The 18,471-nt window shown below is 72.9% G+C and carries 14 protein-coding genes; 7 read left to right on the top strand and 7 right to left on the bottom strand.

Features of this window, described 5'->3' with window-relative positions; translation table 11 throughout:
• Nucleotides 1-8 precede the first annotated feature (8 nt).
• Nucleotides 9-416 (top strand): peptide-methionine (R)-S-oxide reductase MsrB, encoded by a 408-nt coding sequence (msrB, locus tag ACGF8B_RS08415; protein WP_342284376.1) that lies wholly within the window; start codon nt 9-11, stop codon nt 414-416.
• A gap of 62 nt (nt 417-478) precedes the next feature.
• Here the strand turns inward: msrB and ACGF8B_RS08420 are convergent, their stop codons facing one another.
• The 3 genes from ACGF8B_RS08420 to ACGF8B_RS08430 are packed head-to-tail and all read right to left on the bottom strand — an operon-like array spanning nt 479 to nt 2,708.
• Nucleotides 479-1,276 (bottom strand): ABC transporter permease, encoded by a 798-nt coding sequence (locus tag ACGF8B_RS08420; protein ID WP_392735948.1) that lies wholly within the window; start codon nt 1,274-1,276, stop codon nt 479-481.
• Nucleotides 1,276-2,340 (bottom strand): ATP-binding cassette domain-containing protein, encoded by a 1,065-nt coding sequence (locus ACGF8B_RS08425; protein ID WP_392735950.1) that lies wholly within the window; start codon nt 2,338-2,340, stop codon nt 1,276-1,278. The genes ACGF8B_RS08420 and ACGF8B_RS08425 overlap by 1 nt, the downstream gene beginning before the upstream one ends.
• A complete protein-coding gene (locus ACGF8B_RS08430; protein ID WP_392735952.1) occupies nt 2,337-2,708 on the bottom strand; it encodes a hypothetical protein in 372 nt (123 codons plus the stop codon). Before ACGF8B_RS08430 ends, ACGF8B_RS08425 begins: the two co-directional genes overlap by 4 nt.
• Before the next feature lie 130 nt (nt 2,709-2,838).
• Here ACGF8B_RS08430 and ACGF8B_RS08435 point away from each other — a divergent pair, with 130 nt between their 5' ends.
• Both ACGF8B_RS08435 and ACGF8B_RS08440 read left to right on the top strand, forming a co-directional pair.
• Nucleotides 2,839-3,231, top strand: coding sequence for a GntR family transcriptional regulator (locus ACGF8B_RS08435; RefSeq protein WP_392735953.1), 393 nt, complete (start codon nt 2,839-2,841; stop codon nt 3,229-3,231).
• Nucleotides 3,232-3,354: 123 nt separating this feature from the next.
• Nucleotides 3,355-4,488, top strand: a complete 1,134-nt coding sequence (locus ACGF8B_RS08440; RefSeq protein WP_392735955.1) for a DUF5808 domain-containing protein — start codon at nt 3,355-3,357, stop codon at nt 4,486-4,488.
• Nucleotides 4,489-4,608: 120 nt separating this feature from the next.
• On the opposite strand, the gene ACGF8B_RS08445 is transcribed toward ACGF8B_RS08440, so the two are convergent.
• Together ACGF8B_RS08445 and ACGF8B_RS08450 are read right to left on the bottom strand one after the other, a co-directional pair.
• Nucleotides 4,609-5,073 carry a hypothetical protein gene (locus tag ACGF8B_RS08445; RefSeq protein ID WP_392735957.1) on the bottom strand — a complete coding sequence of 155 codons (465 nt, stop codon included), beginning with the start codon at nt 5,071-5,073 and terminating at the stop codon, nt 4,609-4,611.
• Between the two features lie 124 nt (nt 5,074-5,197).
• The gene (locus ACGF8B_RS08450; RefSeq protein WP_392735959.1) at nt 5,198-7,678 is read right to left on the bottom strand and encodes a GTPase-associated protein 1-related protein; all 2,481 of its coding nucleotides are present in this window, start codon (nt 7,676-7,678) and stop codon (nt 5,198-5,200) included.
• 777 nt (nt 7,679-8,455) lie between these two features.
• Here ACGF8B_RS08450 and ACGF8B_RS08455 point away from each other — a divergent pair.
• Entirely contained in the window at nt 8,456-9,340 is an 885-nt protein-coding gene (locus ACGF8B_RS08455) for a peptidase S1 (RefSeq protein WP_392735961.1), read from the top strand.
• Between the two features lie 339 nt (nt 9,341-9,679).
• On the opposite strand, the gene ACGF8B_RS08460 is transcribed toward ACGF8B_RS08455, so the two are convergent.
• Complete coding sequence (locus tag ACGF8B_RS08460; RefSeq protein WP_392735963.1) at nt 9,680-12,646, bottom strand: SGNH hydrolase domain-containing protein; 2,967 nt, start codon at nt 12,644-12,646, stop codon at nt 9,680-9,682.
• Nucleotides 12,647-12,662: 16 nt separating this feature from the next.
• On the bottom strand, nt 12,663-14,330 hold the full coding sequence (locus ACGF8B_RS08465; RefSeq protein WP_392735965.1) for a glycosyltransferase family 2 protein: 1,668 nt from the start codon (nt 14,328-14,330) through the stop codon (nt 12,663-12,665).
• 331 nt (nt 14,331-14,661) lie between these two features.
• Between ACGF8B_RS08465 and ACGF8B_RS08470 the strand changes: the two genes are divergently transcribed.
• From ACGF8B_RS08470 to ACGF8B_RS08480, 3 genes are all read left to right on the top strand, one after another.
• A complete protein-coding gene (locus ACGF8B_RS08470; RefSeq protein WP_392735967.1) occupies nt 14,662-15,285 on the top strand; it encodes a GNAT family N-acetyltransferase in 624 nt (207 codons plus the stop codon).
• 272 nt (nt 15,286-15,557) lie between these two features.
• Nucleotides 15,558-16,322, top strand: a complete 765-nt coding sequence (locus tag ACGF8B_RS08475) for a hypothetical protein (RefSeq protein WP_392736472.1) — start codon at nt 15,558-15,560, stop codon at nt 16,320-16,322.
• 6 nt (nt 16,323-16,328) lie between these two features.
• Nucleotides 16,329-18,470: a bifunctional serine/threonine-protein kinase/ABC transporter substrate-binding protein gene (locus ACGF8B_RS08480; RefSeq protein ID WP_392735969.1), complete on the top strand. Its 2,142-nt coding sequence runs from the start codon at nt 16,329-16,331 to the stop codon at nt 18,468-18,470.
• Nucleotide 18,471 lies beyond the last annotated feature (1 nt).

Below are 18,471 nucleotides of genomic sequence, written 5' to 3' on the forward strand. Positions count from 1 at the left end.
GGAGCGACGTGTCGTACGACATCGAGAAGCCGGACGAGCAGTGGCGGGCGGAGCTGACCCCGGCCGAGTACGCGGTCCTGCGCCAGGCCGGCACCGAACCCGCCTTCGTCGGCGAATACACCGACACCAGGACCACGGGCGTCTATTCCTGCCGCGCCTGCGGCGCCGACCTGTTCCGCTCGGACACCAAGTTCGAGTCGCACTGCGGCTGGCCGTCCTTCTACGACCCGAAGGACAGTGACGCGGTCGAACTGATCCAGGACCGCAGCCACGGCATGGTCCGCACCGAGGTCCGCTGCGCACGCTGCGGATCGCACCTCGGTCATGTCTTCGAGGGCGAGGGCTACCCCACCCCCACGGACCAGCGGTACTGCATCAACTCGATCTCGCTGCGGCTGGCCCCGGACGAGGGCTGAGACAGGCAGGAACGGCGGGTGCCCCGGACCGCGGTCCGGGGCACCCGCCTCGTCGTGCGGGGTCAGTGCACGTCCCTGCGCATCGGCACCAGGACCGCGACGAACGCAGCGACCAGCGCGTACCCGGCGAGCAGCAGCGCGCCGCCGACGGGGGAGAGCAGCTGCACCGGGCCGGTCGCCAGCTCGGCGGCCATCGTGTCCGCCATGTAGCTGAAGCCGGTCAGGGACGCCGTGGCGCCGCCGGGCAGCAGCGGGTAGAGCAGCTTGACGCCCGGGATCATCATCAGCAGGTACTCGCCCGCGTACAGATAGCCGATGACGACGGCCAGCGCCGCGACCTGATGCCGGATCAGTGCCCCGGCGGCCACGCCCAGCAGGGTGTACACCGCCATCGCCACCGCCGGCCGGACGAGCAGCCCCAGCACCTCGCCGGTGGCCATGCCCGGCGTCACCCCGCGCACCGCCGCACCCCCGAAGAAGGCGGCCGCCGCGGTGCCGGTGAGCACCAGCCCGTACAGCAGACCCGCGACGCCGTACGCGACGAGCTTGGCGCTCAGCACCCGACGGCGCCGCGGGGCGTACAGAAAGGTGTACGTGGCGGTGCGGTGGCGGTACTCCGACGTCATCGCCAGGGTGCCGAGCGCGGCCGGCAGGAACACCGTGAAGCTCAGCATCCCGAGCACCGAGCGGACGCCGGCCTCGGTGTCCAGGCCGGGCGCGGGCGGATCGAAGTTCTCCGGGCCGACCAGCGTCATGGCGCCCACGATGCCGCCGCCGAGGACCACGGCAGCCAGAAGCGCCCACAGCGGGAGGCGGGTGGCGGACAGCCGCCGGAACTCCGCCCTGATCAGTGCGTTCATCACCGGTCCGCCTTCACGTTCGCCGGTACCGGCGGCCCGTCGTCACGGGTTGGTCCGTTGCCACGGGTTGGTCCGTCGTCACGGGTTGGTCCGTTGCCACGGGTTGGTCCGTTGCCACGGGTCGGTCCGTCGTCACCGGTCGGTCCGACGTCGCCCGCCAGCCGGAGGAAGAGCTGCTCCAGGCCGGCCTCGGCGGTCAGCCCGTGGACCCGCAGCCGTTCGGCGGCGGCCAGATCGGCGACGGCACGGTCCGCCATCCCGTACACGCGCAGGCTTCCGTCCGCCATGAGGTCCACCCGGTCCGCCGCTCCGTCCCGCGCGGTGCCGCGCAGCAGTGCGGCGCGCAGCTCCGCCGCGTCCGGGGAGCGGACCAGCACCGTGCCCGGCGACGTCCGCTCGATCTCGGCCAGGGGGGCCGCCGCCACCAGCCGGCCCCTGCGGATCACGACGACGTCCTCGACGATCTGCTGCACCTCGCTCAGCACATGACTGGAGACCAGCACGGTGCGCCCCTCGGCGGCCAGCCCGCGCAGCAGAGTGCGCAGCCAGGCGATGCCTTCCGGGTCGAGCCCGTTGCCCGGCTCGTCCAGCAGCAGGACCCGCGGGTCGCCCAGCAGCGCGGTGGCGAGCGAGAGCCGTTGCCGCATGCCCGTGGAGAAGGTGCGGGTCGGGCGGTCCGCCGCCCGGGCGAGCCCCAGCCGGGTCAGCAACTCGTCGACCCGGCCGGCCGGGTGGCCGCCCATGGTGCGGTAGATGTGCAGGTGGTCCCGTGCCGAATGGCCGGGGTGGACCGCCGATGCGTCGAGCACGGCGCCCACGGTGGCGGAGGGCCTGGGCAGGTCCACGTACCGCCTGCCGCCGATGGTGGCGGTGCCGGAGGTGGGGGCCACCAGACCGAGGATCATCCGCATCGTCGTGCTCTTGCCCGCGCCGTTGGGGCCGAGGAAGCCCGTCACGACGCCCGGCCGCACGGTGAAGCTCAGGTCGTCGACGGCCCGGACCGCTCCGTACCGCTTGGTCAGCCCGCTTACCTCTATGTGCGGGCCCTGCGGCCGTCCGCTCATCGCCGGCTCCCCACCCGCTGCTCGATCAGCCGCGCGGCCTGCGGCGCCTCGTCGAGCGAGAGGACCAGCTCGTCGAAGTCGCCACCGGCGGCGGCGCGGTCCAGCTCCACGCGCAGTCCCGGCCTGCCCCGGTAGGCGGCCACGAGCTGACGAGGGCCGACGACCAGTCCCCATACGCCGATCTTGGCGATTCCGCAGGCGTGCAGGCCCTTTCGGGTGCCGTGGGCGGCGCGCAGGGGGTTGTCGACGACGGTCACCCGGCGGATCGCGGCGAGCGGGACGGTCAGGGAGCCGCGCCGGGTCCAGGTGCGCTCGCGACCGCTGAACCCGATGGTGAGGCCGGTGTCGGAAATGTTCATCAGTGCCATGGGAATTCCCCCTCCTTCGGGGGCCCGGGTGGGGCCCCTGGACAGTCGCGGGCTGCCGCCGCGCTTGCCGCGTCGCCATGAGCGTCTGTTCTATTAGATGTATAGCAGATAGGATTGGGGTGTGTACCTAGTGCTCGACCTCGACAGCGAGGTGCCGATCTATCAGCAGATCCGGGACCGGGTGGTGGAAGCCATCGCGGAAGGCGCGCTGGCGCCCGGTGCCGGACTTCCGTCCACCAGGCAGCTGGCCGTCGATCTGGCGATCAACTTCCACACCGTCAACAAGGCCTATGACCTGCTACGACGCGAAGGGATCATCCGCGTCAACCGCAAGAGCGGCGCGGCGGTCCGATCCGACGTCAAGCAGCCGTCGGACGAACTGCGGGCCGGTGTCGACTGGGAGGCGCGCATGCGCACCCTCCTGGCCGAGCTGGATGTCCGCGGGATCCCGAGACAGGAGGTGACGCGCCATGTCGGCACGGTTCTGGACGGCTTCCCCGGGCGACCGGACGAGACGCCCTGACCCGTGGGACCGCCCGGGAAACGGCCCGCGGATCCGGAAGACCCCGCCGGATCCCGGCGCGACATCCCGCCCCGCCGGGCTCAGTGACGCGACATCCCGCCCCGCCGGGATCAGTGAAGTGACATGAACGGACAGGTGAACACCTTGCTGGTCGACGCAGCTCTCAACTTCGGCACGCTCGTGGTGCTGAGCGCCGTCCTGTACGCCGCCCCCAGCCCGCTGCTCAACCCCGCCGCCGTCCCCTTCGGCGTGCGCGTACCGCCGGACAAGGCGCGCGCCGCCGTCGTCGAGGAACAGCGCCACCACTACCGCGGCGCGATCCTCGTCGCCGCGGCCGTCGTCACCGTGCTCTCCTCGGCGCTCGGCGCGGCCCTCGGCACGCTCACCGCCGGGGCCGTCGGCTCCCTGCTGCTCTGCGCCTTCGCCGCCGCGCTGTGGGTACGGGCCCATCGCGGCATAGCCCGTGCGAAGGCGGACGGCGGCTGGTACGAAGACACCCGGCAGGGCGCCGTCATGGACACCTCGCTGCGCACCGACCCGGTTCGCTTCCCCTGGTACTGGACCGTCCCCGCGCTCGTCGTGATCGCCGTCAGCGTCGCCGCCGGCGTCATCGTCTACCCCGGTCTGCCCGACCACATCTCGATGCCCCGGCGCTCGGCCGGCGGCACCGTCTACGAGTCCTACCCGACCACTGTGTGGACGGCCTTCGGCCTGGTCCTGTGCCAGGTGCTGCTCACCCTCGTCGTCGCCGCCGTGGTCGCCGGTCTGCTGCGTGCCCGCGCCGACCTCGATGTGGCACGTCCCGCGGCCGCCGCCGCCCGATACCGCCGCTACCTCGTCTTCACGGCCCGCTCCATGATGGGCATCGCCGCGCTGCTGGACCTCATGCTGCTCGGGCTGTCCGCGCTGATGTGGAGCGACACCCGCTCCACGCCCCTGACCTGGGCCGTCACCGGCGTGCCGCTGGTCGCGGTGCTCGCCCTGGTCGCCTGCCTCACCCTGCGCGTGGGGCCGGCCGGCAGCCGGCTGCCGGCGCCCGCGGGCGAGGATGACACCGGTCTGGTCCCGCGTGACGACGACCGCTTCTGGCGGGGCGCCGGCACCGTCTACGTCAATGCCGACGACCCCGCGGTCCTGGTGCCCAAACGGGTCGGCATCGGCTGGACGGTCAACCTCGGCAACCCGCGCGTCCTCGTCGCCACGGCATCGCTCCTCGCCGTCGCGGTCGGTGCGGCCGTCGTGCGGGCCGTGCTGTGACGCAGTGCTGTGACGGATGTGAGGCAGAGCTGTGAGGCAGAGCTGTGACGTGGTGATGTGACGTGGTGATGCGGCGTGGTGATGCGGCGTGGTGCTCCGCGCCGGGGGCGACCTCCGCCGTCAGCCCTCGTCCTCGGCGCTCTCCGGCTTCAGCAGCGGATGGGCGACTCCCGGGAACACCCGGGCTCGCACGACCGGCTCGGCGGATCCGCCCTGGACCACCGTCTCGGCCACACCCCACGGCCGTCCCGGCAGCACCACGGTCAGGATGTACGAGGACGCACAGCCCATGCAGTCGTAGCGGTCGGCCCAGGTCTCCACGTCCGTGACGCTGCCCGGGTAGCGCGCCACGTGCCGGTGCAGCGCGTGGCAGCGCTCGCACCGCTCGCCGGGCTCGCAGGTGCCGCCGCAGGGGCACGGGACGTCGAGCGTGTCCGCAGGGTGCCAGCGCTGGGTGAGGACGGCCTCGCGGGTGGCACCCATGTCCTTCATGGCCTTCAGATTGCGGGCCGCGACGTTGTACGACTCGCCGGTCGCGGCCATCCGGTCCCGGATGACGTCCTTGCGTCCGCGGTTCGTCGTCATCTGTTCCTCCTGGGGGTGTCACGCAGCCCGCCGGGAGCGCACGAGATCGATAGGTCACACGGTACCGGTCACCCAGGACGGGGCACGACTTCCGTGTCCCGTCCGGGAAGGCCGAAGGGGCCTGTCACGACCGCCGGACCCGTGCCGCCAGCCTGTTGCCGAGCCGTCTGCGGAAGCCGTCCGGCCGGTTCCACGCCCGGAACGCCTCCGCCGTACGGCTGCTGCCCGCCCGCTCGGCCGCCTCCTCCACCGCCGTCACCTCGCCGGCGGACAGCCCGCGCACCACCGGACGCAGCACATCCTCCAGCAGCGCCGCCCGGGTCTCGCTCCAGGCACGGCCCGCGTGCGGATGGGAACTCCAGACGGTGAAGCAGTCCGCGGCATAGGCCGGATCGGAGCGCAGCCGGGCGAGCACCGCGTCCCGGCGGGCGGCGCTGCCGTAGGCCGCGATCAGGTCCGGGTCGTCGCAGTGGACGAACGCGTACAGCTCCGCCTCGGGCCGGTCCGGGTCGAGCAACCGCCCGGCCAGGGCGCCGAACGCCTGCTCGCGCACGCCCGACTCCACCGGTTCGGCCCCGGCGCACAGCGTCCGGGCCCGTTCCGCCCAGCCGGGCTCCGCCGCCCCCGACCGGAGGTCCCGCGCGAACTCCAGGAGGTGCAGCGCACCGCGCGCCCGCGCGTCGATCTCCTGCGGGAACCCGCGCAACAGATCATGGGCGAGTTCGGGGGCTTCCGGTTCGTCGGCGGGGGCACCGAGCGCCGCCGCGACGAGAACGGACCACGTGCCGGACGTGCGATGCGCGTCGGACGTGCTCCCGGCCAGCAGCAGCCGGGCCTCGCCCACGGTGGGGACGTCGTCGCCCCAGACCAGGCCCACCGCTGTGCGCAGCACCAGCGGCTCGGTGAACGGTGACATGCCACCGGCCCGCAGCACCGCGTTCAACACCTTCACCCGGTCGTCGCCGCCGCTCGCCCTGGCCTCCGGCGCAGCCGCGCACATCCGCAGATGCGGCAGCGCCTGGGCCCCGGTGAACGGCAGCGCGACCCCGGCCAGCAACCGCTCCGTCGCCGGCGGATCCTGCGGGGCGATCCGGTCCAGCTCACCGAGGAGCGACGTACGGACATCGAACTGCTCGTCCAGCAGGTCGAGCAGCACCGGCCCGAAGTCGCCCACCCCTTCGTCCAGCAAGGACCGTGCCATCCGGCTCACGACGGCGGGGAGCAGCTCCGCGCAGTCCACGTCGAGCAGCCGCGCGATCCGCAGCAACTGCACGGTGCGCCCCACGCTCCGCCCGGGCAAGGCGTCCGGGACGACCGGCCCGCCGGAGGCCAGTTCGGCGCGCAGATCGTCGCCGACGGCCTCGACCAGTGCCGCGGCCACGCGTTCCCCGCCCGGCTCGGCGAAGACCGAACGCCCCGGGGGAGCCACGGAGACATCGCCCCCGTAGACCGCCACCGTCACCAGCAGGGCACCGAGCGAGCCCGTCACGGAGGCCGGGGCCCTTCCGTCCAGCGCGGTCAGCAACCGGGCCACCGCAGCGAGTTCGTGAGGTGTGCGATCGATGTCCGGGTCGGTCAGGGCGTCGGCGAGCCGGTGGGTGCGCTCCTCGTCCAGCGCGTACGGCCGCTCGGCCGCCCACTCGGCCGCCGCGGCCCGCTCGGCCGCCCCGAGCGGAACGCCCGCGCAGAGCGCCGTCACGGCGAGCGGCCCGGCGGCGAACGGCCCGCCGGGCAGTTCGGCAGCCGCCCGGAACAACTCCGGGGACCGGTTCCGCCAGATCCGGGCGCAGGTCTCGGCCCAGGCGTCGTCCACCGGCCCGCCCGGCCGGGCGCCCGCGCAGTCGCGCACCCGCAGCGGCCCGGCGCCCGAGTCTTCGGAGCCGTCCGGCGGCGGGGCATCCTGTGGCAGTACTCCGACGACCCGGTGCGGGGAGTGCGCCGGGCGGCGGGTGTACGTCGTGAACGTCAGCCGGTGCGCGTCGTCCGGCGGCAGCACGGCCGAGGCGAGGGCGATCCATCTGGCCACATCCGCACTGTGCCGCTCCACCAGCACCAGGCGCCCCGCCGACGGGTCCTCGCACACCCGGCGCAGGTCGGCGAAGACCGCCGCCAGCCAGGGGCTCCGGGAGACCGCGAAGTCGTTCAGCGCCTCGGGGCCGAAGGCGGCGGAGGCGGGCAGCGTGGATATCCGCTCGGGAGTGCCGCCGTCCGGCGGGGTCGAGGCCCAGCTCGGCGACCGCCAGGCGGTGATCGGCAGGGCGTCGCCCGGCAGCCGCGTACCGGCCTCCAGATGCACCGCGTGCGCGTGGAACCCGAGGGCGCCGTGACCGGCGTACGCCACCGTGCGGGACAGCAGGTGTCCGCCGTCCGGCAGCGCGCTGAAGCTGAACGCCTCGGGGAGGGAGCGGAGTTGGTCGGCTGTCGGCCGGTGCGGGGCGTCGGCGGGCGGATCGTAGCGAAGGAGCTGTTCGGCCTCGGCCAGCACCTGCGTGGGCAGTCCTGTGCCGACAGCGGTGAAGTGCGCGCCGCTGCCGCCCCCGTCGTCGTCCGCAGAGGCAGCGGAAGCAGCAGAGGCAGAGGTGTAGTGCAACTGCGCGAGACTCATGCGTCGGGCCCTCTTCGTCCTTGCCGCAGAACTCCCCGTGCCCCTCGGGGCGGACCGTACGACGCACGGCGACGACCCCGGCGGGAGGCGGAAACCGCGATCGCGGGAGCGACGCTATCAAGGCGCGTGCCTCCCCCGCGCGCCCCGCCGAACGGCCGTATCGCCTACCGGAATCACTCCGGTACGCGACACGGTGTGTCAGACGCGCGCGGTGCCCACCGCGTACGTGACGAAGCCGGCCCGTGCGGTGGGGGAGAGAGCGTGCCGCGTGCCGCCCGTGCGCCGCACTTGTAGTCGTGGACGTTCGAGGCGGCCGGGCAGTGCGACGCCCGGTCGTCGCAACGGGACTTCGCCGGGACGTACTCGCCGGTCTGCTGCCGGATCGCCGCCACGGTGGCGGAAGTGCTCCGAGAACCAGCGGGTGCGGTGGCGGCCCGGGGGGCCGGAGCGGCGACGGCTCCCCCGAGCGGGAGAGCGGCCCCCGTCGCTGTGCCGGCAAGGACATGGCTGATACGCATGATGCGCTCCTCGTCGCTCGTGTGCGTGGAGCACAACACTGCGCTCAGGCCACCACTCCCGCAGGTCACAACCTCCTCAACCACGCTTCCCGACGGCGCATTTCGGGCGCGCGGTGGACTGTGTCCAGTGCGCCCTGCTCACCTCAATGGCTCAGGTACCGACCGCCCCGCCGATCGTTGGTCGTCTTCGGATCGATCGATTCCCCGAGGGCTCCGCTCGACGGATCCAAGGGGCCATCCGAACTGAGGAGATGCTCCAATGAAGCGCAAGACACTCGCCGCGGCGGTCGCCGCGCTGGCCCTGGCCGGTCTCGCCGGAACGACCCGGGCAGGCGCGGTTCCCGGCACGGTCTCCGGCGACGGCGGCAACCGCATCGGCACCCTGCGTGTCAACGGTGACGCCTTCGTCAAGGAGGGCGGCCTCAGTGCCACGTGGGTCAAGGAGTCGGGCGACGTCAAGCAGATCACCCTCTCCGGCAACCGCATCGGCGTCCTCACCGGTGACGGGGTCGCGTGGGTGAAGGAGGGCGGCCTCAGCGCCACGTGGGTCAAGGAAGCCACGGACGTCAAGCAGATCGCCCTGTCCGGCAACCGCATCGGCGTCCTCAAGGACAACGGCGACGCCTATGTGAAGGAGGGCGGCCTCAGCGCGACGTGGGTCAAGGAGTCCGACAAGGTCAAGGAGCTCGAACTGTCGGGCAACCGCATCGGTGTCGTCACCGGTGACGGGGTCGCGTGGGTCAAGGAAGGCGGTCTCAGCGCCAGCTGGGTCCGCGAGTCCGACAACGCCATCGGCATCGACCTGGCCGGCAACCGCATCGGCGTCCTCGCCGGCAACGGTGTCGCCTGGGTGAAGGAGGGCGGTCTCAGCGCCTCCTGGGTGCGTGAGGCCGACGACGTCATCCAGCTCGAACTGTCGGGCAACCGCATCGGCATCCTGAAGGACAACGGCGAGGCCCACGTGAAGGAGGGCGGCCTCAGCGCGAACTGGGTCCACGAGTACAACCAGGCCATTCAGATCGCCCTGTCCGGCAACCGCATCGGCGTGCTCAAGGGCGACGGCGACGCACGGGTCAAGGAGGGTGGCCTGAGCGCGACATGGGTCCTGGAGGCGGACGACGTCACGGAACTGGCGCTCTCCTAGGAGCAGGGGTGTGTGGCAGGTGACGCGTGGATCCGCTGCATGGCGTGTGGCATGTGACGCCTGGACCTGGTACGTGGTGTGTGACATGGCATGAGCGGCGTCCGGCGCGTGGCATGCGACATGGTGCACCTGGTGTCCGGCGCGTGACATACGACATGTGGCGCCGGATATCGGGCACGTGACATGTGACATCTGAAACGCCGCCCCGCCCCCGCCCCGCCGCGTGCCGGAGCCGACTCGGTGCGCGGCGCGGCGCGGTCCCGCGCGGTGAGTTGCACCGCGCGGGAGCGCACGCTGCGGCGCATCGGGGTGCGGCGCATCAGGTTGCGGGGGTGCTGGTCAGGAGCGGGCAGCGGCCTCCCGGGTCGAGACGGTGACGTGTTCGACGCGCATCGGGTGGCCCGGTTCGGTGCCGGGGCCCGCTGTGAGGCCGTCGGCGGCCGGCAGCTTGCCGCCCATCGCCACGTTCAGGATCAGGAACAGCCCGTGGTGCACCGCCCGGTTCCACGTCCCGGCATCCATCCGGGCCGCACCGACCCGGTGGTGGACCCGCCCGTCCAGGTACCAGCGCACCTCCTCGGCGCCGGGCGTGAGGTCGACCTCGACGGCATAGGAGTGGAATCCGGTACGGCAGCCGGGGCACGGCTGCGGTCCCGAGGTGAGGCCCACCGGCTCCTCGCAGGGGCCGCCCTCGGCGATCCCGCAGTGCATGCTGCCGAAGAACGTGTCGCGGCCGTTGACCGACTCCATGACGTCCAGCTCGCCGACGGACGGCCAGCCCGTGTAGCCGTCGCGGAGCTTCGCCCCCAGGGTCCAGAAGGCCGGCCAGTATCCCGCCGCCGCGGGGCCGGTGACATCGGGCAGCGCGATGGACGCCTCGATCCGCATCACACCGCCGGGCAGTGGGGCGAAGTCCGCCCGGCGGGACTCGATCCGGCCGGAGTACCACTTCCCGTCCCTGCGGGTGGGGACGATCTCCAGTGCCCCCTTCCCGTCCAGCCGTACGTTGTCGGCCGAGTCCGTCATGGTCTCGATCTCACCGGTTCCCCACTGCGGGGCCGGGCAGCCCGGGTAGCAGGTGCCGGTGTCGTACTTCCAGCGGTCGGCGGACGGGCGGGCCCCCGCCGGTCCTTCGAAGTCGTCGTGCATGACCCGGGTCCAGCCGTCCGCGCCCGCCGACGCCCCGGTGCCGCCGGCCAGTGCTCCCGTCTCCGAGAGGAGCCGTTCGAGCCGGGGCGTGAGGACCACCGCGGCGACATCGGTCAGATGGGCGTCGTCCCGGTACAGCAGGATCCTGTCCAGCACCGCCGGGCAGTCGGCCCCCTCCGGCGGGCACAGGACCGGATTGACCGAGACGGCCCGCACCCCGGGCAGCCGGCCGGCCGCGATCCGCCGCGCGAGCGGGTCCGGCAACTGTGCGGCGGAGCGGGCGAACGCGCATGCCTCCGGGTCCGAGGTGTGCCCGGACACGCAGGCCGGGATGTCCTTCCCCGGTACGGGCGTGTCCTCCAGGTACACGATCGGGACACCGAGCGCACGCAGCGGCTTCAGCGTCCGCTCCCAGCCCCTGGCGAGAAGCCGCTGGTCGCCGGTGTAGCGGTTGAGGGAGGCGATCACCACGAGGCGGGGCCTGGGCCCCTTCGTGATCCGGGCCAGCGCGTCCGCGCGCCAGGTGTCGCACTCGTGGTACGTGCGCCCCAACTGCGGGTTGACCACGCTCAGTTCGGGCAGTGGGCAGCCCTGCTTCACCAGTTCCTGGAGCGCCCAGCCGCGTTCGGCGGCCAGGGCGAGCATCGGGGAGAACCACTGCCCGGCATGCGAGTCGCCGAGCAGCACCATCCGGTCCGGGCTGTCGGCCGCCCCGAACAGGCAGCGCGGGCTGCTGGTCACCGGCGGGGCCACTTCGCAGGCACCGTCCGGCGGGAAGTCCTTGCGCGCCTGTACGGGACTGGGCACCACGGGCCCGCTCCGCAGCGGCGTGCCGTCCCGAGACAGCAGATGCGGGCCCTCGGCCGCGCCCGGCGGCAGGCCCTTCACGTCCACCGGTGCGGCCGGGCCCAGCAGACGCAGGGTCGTGGTCCCCATCACCAGCGCGAGGACCACGGGGATGGCGACGGCCGAGACCCCCACCGACAGCCCGCGCCGGGGCAGTTCGGAGACCGTACGGCTGTGCCGCAGCGGCTGCTCGACCCAGCGCATGGTGGCCAGCGCGGGCAGCACGGCCGCCACCGTCAGCGCCGCCTTCGCCGTCCAGTCCAGCGGCCCGAGGCGGGCCTCGGCGAGCACCAGCACGGGCCAGTGCCACAGATAGAGGTTGTACGACAGCCGCCCGACCGCCCGGGGCGCCCGGCCTGCCAGCAGCCGCCCGACGCCGCGCGCGTCCGGGCGCTCCGTGCTCCCGCCGGCCGACCGGTCGGGTGTCCCGGCCAGAATGATCGCCGCGGTCGCCAGCGTCGGCACGAGCGCCGCGTACCCGGGGTACGGCGTCGACGCGTCGTACTCGACCATGCACCACAACAGCGCCCCGGCCCCCGCCCACCCGCACAGCAGACGCAACGGGCGCGGGCCGCGCAGCAGGTGCCACGGCAGCAGCGCCAGCAGCGCGCCGATGCCGAACTGCCATACCCGCGAGGGAGTTCCGAGGTACGCCAGCGAAACGGAGTCGCCCGTCCAGCGCAGCGACAGGACGAACGCGCCGAGTGCGAGCACCGCGGTGAAGGCGGTCACCGCCGACCGCACAGCCCGCCCCCGGCGTGCCGCCCCGGCGGCGGCGTACACGAACCCGGCGAGCAGTGGGGCCCAGAGCAGATAGAACTGCTCCTCCACCGCCAGGGACCAGAAGTGCAGCAACGGGCTCTGGTCGTGCCCCGCCGCGAGGTAGTCGGTCTGCTGCTGGACGAAGCGCCAGTTGGCGGTGGACAGGGCCGCCGCCACCACGTCGTACTCCAGTTCGGTGCGGCGCAGCGGGACGGTGAACCAGGCCCCGGCCAGTGCGACGGCGCCGAGGACCACGGCGGCCGACGGGAGCAGCCGGCGGGCCCGGCGGGAGAAGAACTCGCCGAGCCGGATCCGCCCGGTGGTGACGGCCTCGCGCAACAGGAGCCCGGTGATCAGATGGCCGGAGATGACGAAGAAGACATCCACCCCGACGAAGCCGCCGGTCAGACCGGGTACGGCCGCGTGGAAGGCGAGTACCCCGAGTACCGCGACCGCGCGCAGTCCCTCGATGTCGGGGCGGAACCCGGCGCGGCGCGAACCCGGTCCGGAGCCGCCGGGCGGCGCGACAGGGGGTATGGGCGTGGGCATTGTTCTGACGGGCCTTTCAACTCAGCCAGGGCAGCATCGGGTTGACCCAACCGGATGCGAGCAGGGCGGTGAGCACGAGCAGTGTTGTGGCGGCCAGTGCCTCGGGCCAGCGTCTGGGCAGCAGCGGGCGCCCCCGCGGCCGTGCGGGCCGGCGTGCTGTGGAACCTGGGCGCAGTTCGGCCCACAGATCGCGGATCAGGGGCAGGTTGATCTGCCACTGCACCAGCAGATAGAGCGCGAGCCCCCAGTTGGGCGCCCACCCGTTGCGGACCAGGGCCAGGGTGAGACCGGCGGTGGCCGCACCGGTGGAGCAGCAGAGCCAGAGGAGGGAGACGATCACGACCCGGCGGGCCATGCCGCCCTTCGCCGTGCCGCCGGCCCCGGTGGGCACCCAGGCCGCGCTGCGGCCGCGCAGGGTGTGCAGGAAGGCGGCCCCGGCGGCGACGCTCGTCAGGACATTGGCCCGGATCACCTCGACCCGCCAGCGGGTCCGGCTGACCCTCGGCAGCAGCACGTGCCAGAGCCAGAGCGGGGCGAGCAGTGGCAGTACGTGCCAGGGGCGGATGTCGTCCGGGTACCGGAGCAGCATCACCAGCGGCGGCAGCGGGGCGGCGAAGGTGTTCACCGCCGTCGTCAGATAGCCGACGACGCCCTCGTAGAAGCACAGCCGCATCCGCCAGGGGGCACGCATGCGGGCGAGTACGGGCGTGCCGAGCAGGTGCAGATTGCCCATCGCCCAGCGGTACTGCTGATTGACGAACGACGCGAGGTTGTCCGGTGAGGTGCCCTTGGCCACCAGCACCGGCACGTACAGGGTGCGAAAGCCCTGTTCGTGGAGGGCGAGCCCGGTGAACAGGTCCTCGCTGTGGTCGAGTCGGGCGAAGCCGCCGGCCAGGTCGATGGCGCTGCGGCGGTAGACCGCGTTGCTGCCGCAGCAGATCGCGGCGTCACTCGCGTCCCTGGAGGGCTGTATCCAGCGGAAGAACCACTCCTGCGCGGATCCGGCGGCGCGCTGGATCCAGCTCATCGTCCCGTCGGTGTCGAAACACTGCGGGCTCTGCACGATGCCGACCCGCGGATCGGAGAGATACGGCACGAGATGGCGCAGGAAGTCGGGCCTGGGCGCGAAGTCGGCGTCCAGGACGGCGATGTACCGGGCGCTGCTCAGGGTGAGCGCGTGGTTGAGGTTGCCCGCCTTCTTGAGGCGACCCCGGTCGGGCCGGACGACGTACCGGTACCCGTACGAGGCGGCCAGCTCGGCGACCTCCGGGCTCGCGGCGTCGTCCAGCACCCACACGGTCAGCGCGCCGGGCCAGTCGACCGCCGAGACCGCGCGGTAGGCGTTGTCGAGAACGGCGAGGGGTTCGCCGCAGGTCGGTAAGTACAGGTCTACATCCGGGAGTTCGGCAGGATTCCAGGCGTGCACGAGCACTTCGTGCGAGCGTCCGGTCAGTCGTCGCCGGCGCAGGCTGTTGACCGAGGAGAGCACCAGGGCGACGAGGTTGAGGGCGAGCACCGCGAGAAAGGCCCACAGGGCCGGGGTGCGCAGGGCGAAGGTCAGCATCGTCGCCGCGGTGAGCACGAAGGCCAGCGAGGAGCTGACCAGTACCCAGCGGCGCTGTGGGCCGAAATACCAGTAGAGCTCTTGATCGGACGGCGGTTGCGGAAGGTGATGGATCGGCATATGACCCCCATGGCCGTGCATGTGGTGGCATCGGAAGATCCACCGTACCGTCAAAGGTATAGACCATTCGCTAAGGGAGTGTTAAATGCGATGCGGATCAAGGTGTCCGGGAGTGGTCCGGACCTATTCGATCGCCCGCGTCCGTGCCGTGCGGGAATCGCGGGGCCGCGCGCGGGTTAACAGCCGTCCAACTCCCGGACCACTGGAGGCCGGTGGCGACCGGAGGTATCGGGTACGGCGGCGCCGCGACGGGGCCGGCGCGGCCCCGTCGTGCCCGTGACCGGCGGATATTCGCTGGTCACGGGCACGACCGGCAGGTGAGGATGCCGCCATGAGTACATCCATGCCCCCGCAGACCGCGCAGGACCCCGACGACCGACGAGACTTCGTCCGCACCACGTTCGACCTCGGTGATGTGGTGCTGCGCCCATGGACCCGGGAGGACGCCGGGTCGGAAGCCCTGCTGGACGGCCTGGTGGCCGCCGGGGCGGACCCGGACATCGCCCTCTGGAACCCCATCGCGGTCGCCGACCGGGACGCGGCCCGCGCGTGGGTGGAGGCGCGCGACGGAGTGTGGGAGCGCGGCGCGGCCGCCCCCTTCGTCGCCCTGGACGCCACCGACGGCACCCTGCTGGGCGGCGTCAACCTGCGCTGGGTCGACCGCGAGGACGGGCTGGCGATGATCGGCTACTGGCTGCTGCCGGCCGCCCGCGGACGGGGCCTCGCGACCCGGGGCACCCGGGCGGTGACGAGCTGGGGCTTCGCGACGGCCGACGCCCGCCGCATCGAGATCGCCCACGCCGTGGGCAACGAGGCGTCCTGCCGGGTGGCCGACCGCTGCGGTTACCTCCCCGAGGGCACCCTGCGCGACTCCCACGTCTTCGGCGACGGGAAGTACCACGACGAGCACCTGCACGCCCGGCTGTCCACCGACCCCGAGCCCGCCGGGGACTAGGGGAAGTAGCCCGGACCAAACCCCCGTACGCCGATTCGGTGGCGCCAACTGTGATGCGGGACAAGCGACTTGTCGGACCATCACCGATACGGTTGCCCGCCCGGGACCCCCGGATGTCCTGATGGTGCAACAACTTCCCCGGGCACCGGCAGCCCGTCTTCCGTGCTCGTAGGATCGACGCGACTTCGGGGATACGGGGGTGGTCGATCGTGGCGCGCGGCGGATCGATACGCGGGTGGCGTGGGTGCGGAGTCCTGGCGGCGGTCCTGTTGCTGGCGACGGCGTGCGGCGGGGGCGGCGGGAACACGGCGAAGGGGCGGCCGGGCGCCTCCCCTTCCGCCGGCAGTGCCACCGGGAAGGACAAGAAGGAAAAGCCCGCCGCCACGAGCGAGCCCGTCATCGACGCCGACCCGGCACGGCTGCCCACCACCCGGAAAGCGGCCCTTCACCTCATCGGGCAGGTCATCGCGGACCCCGAGAGCTTCGGCCCCGGGGTCGTCGCGCGTACCCCGTACGAAAGCGGCCAGGGCACCTGGCCGGTACTCGGCGCCGACTGCGTGTGGCAGCAGCGCGAGCCGGGCCACGGGGTCCTCGCCACCCTCACCCGCTCCTTCGAGGTCCCCGCGGGCAAGGGCAAGGGGCCGCTGCGGCTCGCCGCGATCGTCACGGTGCACCGCACGGACGACGGCGCACGGTGGGAGATGGCCGGATCGCTGGAGGAATCGATGCGCTGCCCCACGCAGCAGTTGCGCCAGGGCGAGTTCATCGGCGGGCTCGGCGCGGGCGCCCTGGCCGGGGGAGAGGCCAACCAGGTCAGCTCCGAGGACACGCTGATGGAATCCGGCGAATACCGCAGCTCCGAACTCGGCGGCCCTCACCCTTATTTCTGGGAGCAGGACCAGATCCTCCGGTTCACCTTCGCCGTGACCGCCAAGGGTGCCAAGGGGTGGACGGACACCGAGATCGGCGACCTCGGCGTCCAGGCACAGAGCGCCATGCTGATGCGGCTGCGCGCGGCCGTCGCGAAGAAGGGCTGAGAGCACGTGGAAGAGTTGCGGGCCTCGGACCCGTCATGGATCGGCGGACACCGGCTGCTGGGACGCCTCGGCGTCGGTGGCATGGGCGCCGTCTACCTCGGCCGGACCGCCAACGGGGCGCTGGCCGCCGTCAAGGTGATCCTGCCCGAACACGCCGGCGACGCCGACTTCCGGGTCCGCTTCCGCCGCGAGGCAGAGGCCGCGCGCCGAGTGGACAGCCCCTGGGCGGTACGGGTCACCGGCTCCGGCATGGAGGACGAACGGCCTTGGCTGGCAACCGAGTTCGTACCCGGCCCCGCGCTCTCCGAGGCGGTCGCCCGGTGCGGCCCCCTGCCCGCGCGCAGCGTCCGGGTCCTCGGCCGGCTGCTGGCCCGCGCGCTGGCGTCGGTGCACGCGGCGGGGCTCGTCCACCGCGACGTCAAACCCGGCAACGTCCTGCTCGCCGCCGATGGGCCGCGGCTGATCGACTTCGGCGTCGCACGGGTCACCGACGCCACCGCGCTGACCGCCACGGACATGGTGGTCGGAACCCCCGGCTTCCTCGCGCCCGAACAGGCCACCGAGGGCGCCGCCGCCGTCGGGCCCGCCGGTGACGTCTTCTCGCTGGGCTGCCTCCTCGCGTACGCCGCGACCGGACGACCGCCCTTCGGGAGCGGGGCCCTGGACGCCCTGCTCTACCGCACCGTCCACGGGGCGCCCGACCTCGACGGCATCGACGACCCCGAACTGCGCGAACTGCTCGGCGCCCTGCTCGACAAGGACCCGGCCGCCCGCCCCACCGCCGCCGCACTCGACGGACGGATCACCGAGGACGCCCCGAACGGTTCGATCGACTGGCTTCCCGAGGCCGTCGTACGGCTGATCGCCGACCGGTCCGCCGCGATCCTGGTCCTGCCCGGCATCGACGCCACACTCGCCGACGAATCCGGGGCCCCCGCCCCGGCCCGGCGCAGGCTGCTCCTCCTCGCCGGCGCCGGAGCGGTGGCCGTCGCGGGCGGCGGCGCCTTCGCCGTGCGCGAGTGGCTGCGCGACGACGACACCGCAGGCTCCGGCGCGGCCGGGGCGGACGCACGGACCTGGACCATCGGCGTGCAGGCCGATCTGTCCGGGCCCCGGGCAGCGGACGGACGGGCCCAGGAACGCGGGGTGCGGCTCGCGGTCGACCGGTTCAACTCCCGTACGGACAAGCCGTTCGGCCTGCGGGTGAAGGTGCTCGACGACCGGGGCGAGACCGCCGCGGCCGTGCGCGCCGCCGAGCGGTTCGCCCGGGACCGCGACGTGCTCGCCGTGGTCGGCCCGACCGACGACCCCGCCACCACCGCGGTGCTCGGAACCTACGACGAGGCGATGCTGCCGCTCGTCACCGTTTCGTCCCAGCAGATCAGCTTCGCCGTACGGTCCATGAGGTCCTTCTTCCAGGCGGTCCCGTCCGATGTAGCGCTGGCGTACCCGATCCGCAACCGGCTGGTGCTCCGGCCCGACGTGCAACGGCTCGGCGTGCTCGTCGACCGGGCCGGCGGCCAGTCCGCGTACCTGACGGGCTACTTCCTGAACCGGATCGTCGTCGATTCCACGGACGGGACCACCTACCCGCGCGTGGTGCCCGCCGGCACCCGCGACCTCGCCCCGGTCGTCGCCGACCTGCTCGCACACCGCAGCGACGCCTTCTTCCACGCCGGGGACCAGGCCGGGGCCGCCCGCACCGCCCGGGCACTCGCCGCCACCTCCTACAAGGGACCCCGCATGGCCATGCACTCGGCCATGGGCGCCCGCTTCCTGAAGGACGCCGGGGACGCCGCTGAGAGCTGGGAGTTCGTCTCGCCCTGCGTCGGCGCGACGGCCCCCGCAGTGAAGGAGTTCGCCGCGGCGCACCGGAAGAAGTACGGCGGCGCCCCCGCCCCCTGGGCCGCCGAGGCGTACGACGGGGCCGGGCTGGTTCTCGCCGCTCTCACCGCCCTCGCCCGGAAGAACCGGCCCCCCGCACGGGCCGCCCTGGTCGCGAAGATCGCCGCCTCCTCGTACCACGGCATCTCGCGCGACTACGCCTTCGGTGAGGGCAACCGGCTCAAGGGCCAGGCGGCCCACCTCCACGGTGTCCGCGGCGGTGCGTTCCGCTACCTCGGCCCGCTGGCCACGAGCAAGACCTGAC

This window comes from Streptomyces sp. NPDC047917, assembly GCF_043204345.1.
Classification (GTDB): domain Bacteria; phylum Actinomycetota; class Actinomycetes; order Streptomycetales; family Streptomycetaceae; genus Streptomyces; species Streptomyces sanglieri.

Bases quoted from the DNA above. Each gene is read 5' to 3' on its own strand.
- ACGF8B_RS08450 (WP_392735959.1), bottom strand. From the start codon at position 7,678: ATGAGTCTCGCGCAGTTGCACTACACCTCTGCCTCTGCTGCTTCCGCT.
- ACGF8B_RS08465 (WP_392735965.1), bottom strand. From the start codon at position 14,330: ATGCCGATCCATCACCTTCCGCAACCGCCGTCCGATCAAGAGCTCTAC.
- ACGF8B_RS08470 (WP_392735967.1), top strand. From the start codon at position 14,662: ATGAGTACATCCATGCCCCCGCAGACCGCGCAGGACCCCGACGACCGA.
- ACGF8B_RS08420 (WP_392735948.1), bottom strand. From the start codon at position 1,276: ATGAACGCACTGATCAGGGCGGAGTTCCGGCGGCTGTCCGCCACCCGC.
- ACGF8B_RS08440 (WP_392735955.1), top strand. From the start codon at position 3,355: ATGAACGGACAGGTGAACACCTTGCTGGTCGACGCAGCTCTCAACTTC.
- ACGF8B_RS08445 (WP_392735957.1), bottom strand. From the start codon at position 5,073: ATGACGACGAACCGCGGACGCAAGGACGTCATCCGGGACCGGATGGCC.
- ACGF8B_RS08455 (WP_392735961.1), top strand. From the start codon at position 8,456: ATGAAGCGCAAGACACTCGCCGCGGCGGTCGCCGCGCTGGCCCTGGCC.
- ACGF8B_RS08430 (WP_392735952.1), bottom strand. From the start codon at position 2,708: ATGGCACTGATGAACATTTCCGACACCGGCCTCACCATCGGGTTCAGC.
- ACGF8B_RS08460 (WP_392735963.1), bottom strand. From the start codon at position 12,646: ATGCCCACGCCCATACCCCCTGTCGCGCCGCCCGGCGGCTCCGGACCG.
- ACGF8B_RS08425 (WP_392735950.1), bottom strand. From the start codon at position 2,340: ATGAGCGGACGGCCGCAGGGCCCGCACATAGAGGTAAGCGGGCTGACC.